We start from the raw sequence: 1601 nt of genomic DNA, 5'->3' as shown, positions 1-1601 counted from the left end.
AATCTGTGTGAACACTCATAAATCGTAATCTATCGTTTAAGGAGGTGATCCAGCCCCAGGTTCCCCTAGGGCTACCTTGTTACGACTTCACCCCAGTCATGAACCACAAAGTGGTGAGCGTCCTCCCGAAGGTTAAACTACCCACTTCTTTTGCAGCCCACTCCCATGGTGTGACGGGCGGTGTGTACAAGGCCCGGGAACGTATTCACCGTAGCATTCTGATCTACGATTACTAGCGATTCCGACTTCATGGAGTCGAGTTGCAGACTCCAATCCGGACTACGACGCACTTTTTGGGATTCGCTCACTATCGCTAGCTTGCAGCCCTCTGTATGCGCCATTGTAGCACGTGTGTAGCCCTACTCGTAAGGGCCATGATGACTTGACGTCGTCCCCACCTTCCTCCGGTTTATCACCGGCAGTCTCCCTGGAGTTCCCACCATTACGTGCTGGCAAACAAGGATAAGGGTTGCGCTCGTTGCGGGACTTAACCCAACATTTCACAACACGAGCTGACGACAGCCATGCAGCACCTGTCTCAGAGTTCCCGAAGGCACTAAGCTATCTCTAGCGAATTCTCTGGATGTCAAGAGTAGGTAAGGTTCTTCGCGTTGCATCGAATTAAACCACATGCTCCACCGCTTGTGCGGGCCCCCGTCAATTCATTTGAGTTTTAATCTTGCGACCGTACTCCCCAGGCGGTCTACTTAACGCGTTAGCTCCGAAAGCCACTCCTCAAGGGAACAACCTCCAAGTAGACATCGTTTACGGCGTGGACTACCAGGGTATCTAATCCTGTTTGCTCCCCACGCTTTCGCATCTGAGTGTCAGTGTCTGTCCAGGGGGCCGCCTTCGCCACTGGTATTCCTTCAGATCTCTACGCATTTCACCGCTACACCTGAAATTCTACCCCCCTCTACAGCACTCTAGTTCACCAGTTTCAAATGCGGTTCCGAGGTTGAGCCCCGGGCTTTCACATCTGACTTAATGAACCACCTGCATGCGCTTTACGCCCAGTAATTCCGATTAACGCTCGCACCCTCCGTATTACCGCGGCTGCTGGCACGGAGTTAGCCGGTGCTTCTTCTGTAGGTAACGTCAAATCCATACGCTATTAACGCATGAACCTTCCTCCCTACTGAAAGTACTTTACAACCCGAAGGCCTTCTTCATACACGCGGCATGGCTGCATCAGGCTTTCGCCCATTGTGCAATATTCCCCACTGCTGCCTCCCGTAGGAGTCTGGACCGTGTCTCAGTTCCAGTGTGGCTGATCATCCTCTCAGACCAGCTAGAGATCGTCGCCTTGGTGAGCTCTTACCTCACCAACTAGCTAATCTCACCTGGGCTAATCTTAGCGCGAGAGGCCCGAAGGTCCCCCTCTTTGGTCCGAAGACATTATGCGGTATTAGCTATCGTTTCCAATAGTTATCCCCCACACTAAGGCATATTCCCAGGCATTACTCACCCGTCCGCCGCTCGACGCCCTTAACGTTCCCCGAAGGTTCAGTTAAGTCGTTTCCGCTCGACTTGCATGTGTTAGGCCTGCCGCCAGCGTTCAATCTGAGCCATGATCAAACTCTTCAATTAAAGTTTTTTTG

The 1601-nt window shown here is 52.2% G+C and carries 1 rRNA gene; it reads right to left on the bottom strand.

The annotated features are described in order from the left end of the window. Nucleotides 1-37 precede the first annotated feature (37 nt). Nucleotides 38-1590 (bottom strand): 16S ribosomal RNA (locus GNP81_RS19125). Between the last annotated feature and the right edge of the window lie 11 nt (nt 1591-1601).

The organism is Aliivibrio fischeri (assembly GCF_009727955.1).
Classification (GTDB): domain Bacteria; phylum Pseudomonadota; class Gammaproteobacteria; order Enterobacterales; family Vibrionaceae; genus Aliivibrio; species Aliivibrio fischeri_A.
The sequence above is the reverse complement of the archived record's forward strand: the minus strand, read 5'-3'. Positions and strand labels throughout refer to the sequence as shown.